The sequence below is a fragment of the Vibrio sp. V01_P9A10T6 genome (genome assembly GCF_963877065.1).
GTDB classification, from domain to species: Bacteria; Pseudomonadota; Gammaproteobacteria; order Enterobacterales; family Vibrionaceae; genus Vibrio; species Vibrio anguillarum.
Genome location: NZ_CAWNTB010000200.1, coordinates 46,451 through 53,587 on the forward strand (window position 1 = coordinate 46,451; position 7,137 = coordinate 53,587).

Consider the following 7,137-nt stretch of genomic DNA (forward strand, 5'->3'; position numbering starts at 1 on the left):
CGCGTCGTAATTAACCGACAAAAAGTCCAAGCCACAATCTAAGCCACAAAGCGTTATCGTTTAGTTGCTAATGGATACAAATCTTTTACACCTATTAAAAGTAAGTTACTGCTATTAACAATGCAATTAACACGGCAAAACATTGCGCTCAATCTATCACCTCATAACCTAAACTGCGCAACGTAACCGCAAAAGCTTGCTTTGTGGTGGGCTCTCCATGAATCAAATGAATTTGCTTAGGCTTAGTCGCAATGCCCTCAATAAAGCGCAACAAATCGGCTTGGTCGGCATGGGCAGAATAGCCCGACATACTGTGAACCTGTGCATTCACAAGCACGTCATCGCCATCGATCATCACCGAGTGATCGCCTTGCGCAATCGCTCGGCCCAGAGTGCCTTGAGCTTGGAAGCCCGCAAAGATCACATCGGTTCTTTTATCAGGCAACAGCGCTTTTAAATAGGCCATCACTCGGCCACCTTCACACATGCCAGACGCGGCCACCACAATCGCCGCTTCCCCTGTTGAGGCTAAACGGTTGACCAATGCTTGATGGCTTCGATAATCTTGAACGGTAATACACTGTTCAAACGCAAGCGGATGCCTTTGTGCATCCAAACGCTTTTTCGCCTCTTTTCCCCACAATTTTTTAAACTTTCGGTAAGATTTCGTCACCTGTTGCGCCATGGGTGAATCTAAAATAATCGGAATATTGCCATCGATTTCACCGCTGAAGATCAATTGTTCAATATCAAACAGCAGCTCTTGTGTTCGGCCCACACTGAATGCAGGAATTAAAATGGTGCCACCGTCTTGCAAAGAACGGTTGATGATGTCCTTTAAGCGCTGCGCCCGCAGCTGCACATTGTCGTGGGTTTTGTTCGCGTAGGTTGATTCAATTAGCAGATAATCGGCGCGAGGCGGAGAGACAGGGTCCGGCAATAACGGTGTGTTGCTGGGACCTAAATCCCCTGAAAACAGGACAATTTCATTATTTGGCAGTTTCACTTCAATAAACGCTGACCCTAAAATATGGCCCGCAGGCGTAAAGCGAAAATAAGTATTGTCTAAATCACGAGAAATACGCTGCCACACGCCATAATTCACTGGCTTTATTTGTTTATTCAGCTTTTCTAATATTCTTGTACGCTGTGCTTGCCCTAAACCAAGTTGAAGCTTTAACCCATCTTCTAACATTAACGGGAGTAATTCTGCGGTAGCGGGTGTGCAATAAATAGGCTGATGAAAACCAGCCGCTAATAACCAAGGTATACGGCCGATGTGATCAATATGCGAGTGAGTTAACAACAACGCCTGCAGATGAGTTAATGGAAAATCAATCGCCATTGGTCGGCTATCACGCCCTTGAAATAAGCCGCAATCAACCAAAATTCCTTTCTTCCCAAGCCTCAGCTCATGACAAGAGCCCGTGACGGTCTCTTTTCCACCGTGGTGGATAATATCCATATTCTTCTCCTGAATTTATGTTTGCTCGCATATTTAGCGGTTAAATAAACAACACAACATGGTTAATGTTTCGACAAAAAATATCACTCACTGTTGCAAAACGCGATGCCATCTTTATAAATTGATTTTATTAATTTCAAAATCATCAATATTGATTAATTTTCAACACCAAATACTCGGATATATATACATAAGAAGAATCGGTATACCGGGGATAATAAATGTAATTGGTATGACATATCAGAAAAATAGTCTATACTGCCCGCCCAAATAGGAATATTCCTACAAAGTAGGTATATCCTTGCAGGAAAGCATAAGAAATCAATGATAATATAATCGCGCTAGGTTATTAAATTAATAAACCAGAAAGACTAAGGCTATGACTGATATTTTTAATGAGTCAACACAACACCGTGAATCCGTTGCTGAACTCTCTGAATTAGGCGATTACGATGGACAAGATCAAACGATTGACAGTTTGGCTAATGAGATAGTGTACATTTATTGTCCAGATGAAGATGCGGGCAAAATTCACACCGTGCTCTCTCGACACCCAATTCACTACCAAGTAAACAACTACAACTTAGTCGATTTTAAAAATAAAACACTTTGTCATTTTAAAAGTGCGAATTTGTCTAAACGTCAACAGCTATTTTTAATCGCTGCGACCGAGTTTGGTGCATGGGTTGAGCCACTGGTCAGCTATTTTGACCGAAAAGTAGGCTATACAGAAACAGAGCTACTGCACAGCGGTTACTTCCTGCACCAAAAAGCCTTTTCTATTTTATCAAACAAAAGACATAGCCGAGAAAAACGTTTTATTGATCTCTTTTTTGTTTTCAGCTTATCGACTGTCGCAATACCTGTTGGGCTAATCACCGCGCTTCTCATTAAACTAGAATCACCCGGTCCTGTTTTTTTCAAACAACGAAGGACAGGACAATACAACAAAGAATTTGAAGTGATTAAGTTTCGCTCAATGCGTAATGATGCAGAAAAAAATGGCGCGCAATGGGCAATAAAAAATGATGCACGTGTGACCAAAGTGGGCAAATTCATTCGTAAAACACGAATTGATGAACTTCCTCAATTAATCAATGTATTAAAAGGGGAAATGTCGATGGTTGGCCCACGGCCAGAACGTGAAGTATTTATTGATGAGCTTGAAAAGCAAATTCCCTACTACCGTTTTCGCCATGCGGTGAAACCGGGAGTTACAGGGCTTGCTCAAGTGAAGTACCCTTACGGTGCATCAGTAGAAGATGCCGTATGGAAACATAAATATGATGTGTACTATATTAAGCACCAGAACTGGCGCATGGAATTGAAAATTTTGTTGTTGACCGTCAAGACAGTTTTGTTTGGGATGGGAAGGTAATAAAATCACTTAGAATAAAAAGGTTCCGTAAGGAACCTTTTTATTTAAAACAAGATTGTTATATCAAAACTTCATTATTAGCAGGTAATACATCATATCTTTTGAGTGTTGTGAAATACTGTTTGATGACCCATTTCTCATCAAACTTGTCTTCCATAAAGGCACGACCAGCCTTACCCATTACCTGTTTCTCTGAATCACTGAGTGTTAAAAACAGCTCGCAACGCTGCGCCAGTGACAGAGCATTTTTCACTTCACACAGATAGCCAGTTTGACCATCGAGCACTACATCACGGCAACCTGGTGCATCAGACACAATCAAAGGTTTTGCCATCGCAGCCGACTCAATCATGGTTCTTGGAATACCTTCACGGTAAGAAGGTAAAACTAAACAATCCGCTTGAGCAATAATGGGGCGCACATCATCTGTGGTGCCTAAATACTCCACTATCCCTTCTTTTTCCCACAGGGCAATTTCCTCACGCCCAATCACACTTGGGTTAGGCACACCACAATCACCCAGCAATTGAAAAATAGCCTGTGGGTACTGCTTACGAATTTGGCGCGCCGCCTCAACAAACTCACACACACCTTTATCTCGCAACATACGAGCTATCAGTAGGAAGCGAATATTCTCATCAGGTTGTGGTTTGTCACTCGGTACAAAGTGGTTAAGGTTAACCCCCTCGCCATGCAACAATACCGCTTTATTTGGCTCGATTAGACGATGATCTAAAAAGGCGCATCGATCATCCTCATTTAAAAACCATACTTCTTTGGGGTAACGGAAGGCGAACCTATACAGTTGACGGGCTACTTGTGAAACCACATTTTGGTTAACGAAGGTATAGCCTAGGCCAGTAGTAATCGCTAAAGAAGGAATTCCAGCTAATTTAGCCGCTAAGGAGCCGTAAATATTGGGCTTGATCGTATAGTGAATAATAAAATCAGGTTTTATTTCACGGTAATGACGCAATAAACGTAGCATTAAACCGAAATCAGCAATAGGGTTTACCCCTTTTGCTTGCATAGGTAAATCGAGCACTTGACAGCCCATCTCAGCCAGCTTTTCTGAAAACTTATCCTCAGGGGCGATAACATAGAGCTCCACACCATGGTTCAATAATTCTTTAATAAGAGAGTGGCGAAAATTAAATACTGACCATGCAGTATTCGCCACCATAATTAACTTCATAAGTAATTCTCATTCTTTAAACTATAAGATTAATAGCAATAAATTATTATATGGAATCCAAGCCTCTTGTGCATAATATGAATAGTTTAACCAGACTAAGTATACTGCAGAATAAGCCAACACTAAGCCATAACAAAACACATACTGAACTTTCCATTGAAATAATAGTGGCAAGCTAGACAAGACCAATAATTGTAATGGCATGATATATAATGAAATTCGATCTGCCGCGGTTGAAGCTAGAAATTGTATTGGCAATAAAATAAGTGCCATACAGGATAACCACAGAGTTAGTTTATATGAGCTCGGCCAACGTTGCTGCCACTTCTCTTTAAATAAGAAAAAGCAGACTGCGGGAACAGTATTCAACAATATCCTAATTAGGCCACCTTCAGAGTCCATACCTTGGCTGACATAGAGATCCCACATGCTGCCTAAGCGTTCTAAAACTAATAATAGACCGAGTCCAGAACTAAATATTCCAATAACAAATAGTTTGCCTAACTGAAAGTGTGGCATCGCTACCGGAAAAAGAATGAATAAGATGATGGCTGATTTATGAAACAAAGCAGCAAACAGAATTAAACCGACAAATCGCCAAGGCCTTAGCTCAAGCAAGGCCATAAATGCCACCATAGAAATACCGACGGCTACCGACTGGCGAGTATACCCCATAGCTACAGCACTTATTAAATAAGGAATCGCGATTAACAACGCCAACCAAGGTTGAGGTTGCTTAAGGCAAAAATAGCTCAAACCCCACATAAAAATCAATGCACATACTACGTTAACAAAATGCACAGTGAAGCCCAATTGATGAGCTAGCCAGTTAAATGCGCCGTAGGCAGGATCCGTAAATAAAAGTGCTTGAGGTAAACTGGCGTAACGTAGTTCGTCAAAAATAGAGAGATAACTGTACCAATCTCCTCCTACTTGATGTCTAAACCCTACTAGAATAAAAATTATAAATAAAGAAAACTTAAAGAAAAAATGACCTAATCGGCGATCAATTTGGCTAATAGTAAAATTAGAAATAACTAAAAAAATCCACAAAATAATATAAGTATTCATTTGTGCTTTTTGAAACCCTTATCCATTCAAGTAATAAACACTCAAATTCACTTTTAAAAAACATTTGAACACGTATAGGACGTCTAACAAGACACAAGCATAGTATGCATATTTTAAATAAAATTTTCCACATGTAAAATTAATAGCAATAATTATTTCAATAGAAAATGAAATAGAAAGATTAGGATTCATTCCCTTTGATGAAGTTATAAAATCCTGATTTCCTTAGAACAACATTCCATTCATAATCTTCAATAGAATTAAATCGCATATCCTTACATTCAATTTCTATATAATTATTTAAATCTTCCAAAAAAATGCAATGCTGATTTTGACCAGCGAAAAATCGATTACTCCAATAATAGCTATTTGTAATAACCATTAAACCAGAAGCTAGATATTCTAGTGTTTTTGTACTTGTTTGTATATTAAATGGATATATATTAGGCGTATAATTCAAACCAGCTCGGCACATATTATATAAATCTGGCAAGTCTTCTCTCCTAACTCTTCCGGTGAAGATTACACTATTATTAAACCTTGAAAAAATCTTCATTATAGTGCTGTCAACATCTCCAATAATTAGTAATTTAAAGCCCAAAGAAGCCAAACGGTATAACTCATTAATCAACCCTTTCCTGCCATGTATAGAGCCACTGTATACAATATCGAAGTTTTTTTTGTTATGAGAAACCTGATAAAACTCCTTATCGACACCCATATCTCGATATATATATGGTATATCATCATTAAAATTTAATCTATTCTTCACAATTTCATTGAGAAAAATCCTTCGCTCTGGTTTTTTATTTATATTGATTTTTAAATAATCTTTAAATTTAGCTAATGGATATGTTGATAAACTTTGATATTCATGAATCTCAATCTCAGTTTTTTTCTTATGTATTTGGGCTGGTCGAAAACCCATAAAATAAATATTTATATCATTATCTATGCATAACGAAACTTCATCTTCCAACTGAACTTCAATTCCATTTTCAGTTAAAAACTTCTCATAAGCATATGCCTCTGGCGTGTAGGACCCAAGCTTTAAACCTATTCCAACCCTCATTAACACTCACCTCCTTATAATAAAAATTAGGCCGTTTTATTTTAAAGAAAACCAAGACCTTATGTAAAATACAATAAAATAGAATTTAAGTCGCCAAAGCCTTTTTGCCATAAATAATAAAAAATTTGTCTCTGGATATAATAACATGGCTTTGTTTTTATAATTAACATTAGGCGAGTTATTAACAATTGTTGATTTTACATTTAATTTAAGATGATTAATGGCATGTAAAATTCTGTCATCTGCATCATTTTCCATAAGAAATTTGGTTGCAAGAATAACTACATCTTGAATATCTTTAAATGACTTGTCTTTATACGACTTAGTCAATGCATTTTCATTTTCTTGATTATAATTGTAAAGAGATTCAGAAATCTTGGAGACTTTATTTGCGTAATAAAAAAACTGTAGAGACATTAATAAATCTTCACCCATATTAATATCATTCGAGAATGTAATATTGTTACTCTTTATAATTTCAAATCTTACAATTTTATTCCAGTTTGCATTACAAACATTATTCTTCAACAAACTTTCCACACACTTACTTCCTGAGTCATATACCTTTTGTTTAACTCGCTTTTTATTACCATTAGAGTATATTAAAGAATAATCACAAACTACCACATCGGCATTATCCTCTATTGCTTTAGCATACATAGCCTCTAGCCAATTTCTCTCAGCCCAGTCGTCACTATCTAGGTGAATTATATAACCACCAGTAGCCAGTTCCATTCCTTGTGCTCGAGTAGCAGCTACACCTCGATTCTCACGACTAAGAAGAGTGATTTGATCTTTTCTAGTGGGATAACGAGTAATTACCTCTTTGATTATTGATAATGAATTATCTTTTGAACCATCATCAATAATGATGAATTGCACATCATCAAGGGTTTGCTCCATCAAGCTAATCATTGCCCGTTCAACATACAGTTCTGTATTGTATACAGGCATAA

General features: G+C 37.7%; 6 protein-coding genes. 1 reads left to right on the top strand and 5 read right to left on the bottom strand.

Annotated features, from left to right (window positions below):
• Positions 1 to 148: 148 nt before the first annotated feature.
• Positions 149 to 1,465, bottom strand: a complete 1,317-nt coding sequence (locus AACQ21_RS15610; RefSeq protein ID WP_105977050.1) for an MBL fold metallo-hydrolase RNA specificity domain-containing protein — start codon at positions 1,463 to 1,465, stop codon at positions 149 to 151.
• 379 nt (positions 1,466 to 1,844) lie between these two features.
• On the opposite strand from AACQ21_RS15610, the gene AACQ21_RS15615 reads away from it, so the two are divergent.
• Positions 1,845 to 2,843, top strand: coding sequence for a sugar transferase (locus AACQ21_RS15615; RefSeq protein WP_105977051.1), 999 nt, complete (start codon positions 1,845 to 1,847; stop codon positions 2,841 to 2,843).
• Between the two features lie 58 nt (positions 2,844 to 2,901).
• Here the strand turns inward: AACQ21_RS15615 and AACQ21_RS15620 are convergent, their stop codons facing one another.
• The 4 genes from AACQ21_RS15620 to AACQ21_RS15635 form a co-directional block, all read right to left on the bottom strand.
• Positions 2,902 to 4,038, bottom strand: a complete 1,137-nt coding sequence (locus AACQ21_RS15620) for a glycosyltransferase family 4 protein (RefSeq protein ID WP_105977052.1) — start codon at positions 4,036 to 4,038, stop codon at positions 2,902 to 2,904.
• 21 nt (positions 4,039 to 4,059) lie between these two features.
• Positions 4,060 to 5,109 (bottom strand): EpsG family protein, encoded by a 1,050-nt coding sequence (locus AACQ21_RS15625; protein WP_105977053.1) that lies wholly within the window; start codon positions 5,107 to 5,109, stop codon positions 4,060 to 4,062.
• A 181-nt stretch (positions 5,110 to 5,290) separates the two neighbouring features.
• Complete coding sequence (locus AACQ21_RS15630; RefSeq protein WP_105977054.1) at positions 5,291 to 6,181, bottom strand: glycosyltransferase; 891 nt, start codon at positions 6,179 to 6,181, stop codon at positions 5,291 to 5,293.
• A 36-nt stretch (positions 6,182 to 6,217) separates the two neighbouring features.
• On the bottom strand, positions 6,218 to 7,137 hold a 920-nt coding region (locus AACQ21_RS15635; protein ID WP_105977055.1), incomplete at its 5' end, for a glycosyltransferase family 2 protein.

What these genes read in the sequence shown, in the direction of transcription:
- AACQ21_RS15610 (WP_105977050.1), bottom strand. Translation starts at nt 1,465, where the DNA reads ATGGATATTATCCACCACGGTGGAAAAGAGACCGTCACGGGCTCTTGT.
- AACQ21_RS15615 (WP_105977051.1), top strand. Translation starts at nt 1,845, where the DNA reads ATGACTGATATTTTTAATGAGTCAACACAACACCGTGAATCCGTTGCT.
- AACQ21_RS15620 (WP_105977052.1), bottom strand. Translation starts at nt 4,038, where the DNA reads ATGAAGTTAATTATGGTGGCGAATACTGCATGGTCAGTATTTAATTTT.
- AACQ21_RS15625 (WP_105977053.1), bottom strand. Translation starts at nt 5,109, where the DNA reads ATGAATACTTATATTATTTTGTGGATTTTTTTAGTTATTTCTAATTTT.
- AACQ21_RS15630 (WP_105977054.1), bottom strand. Translation starts at nt 6,181, where the DNA reads ATGAGGGTTGGAATAGGTTTAAAGCTTGGGTCCTACACGCCAGAGGCA.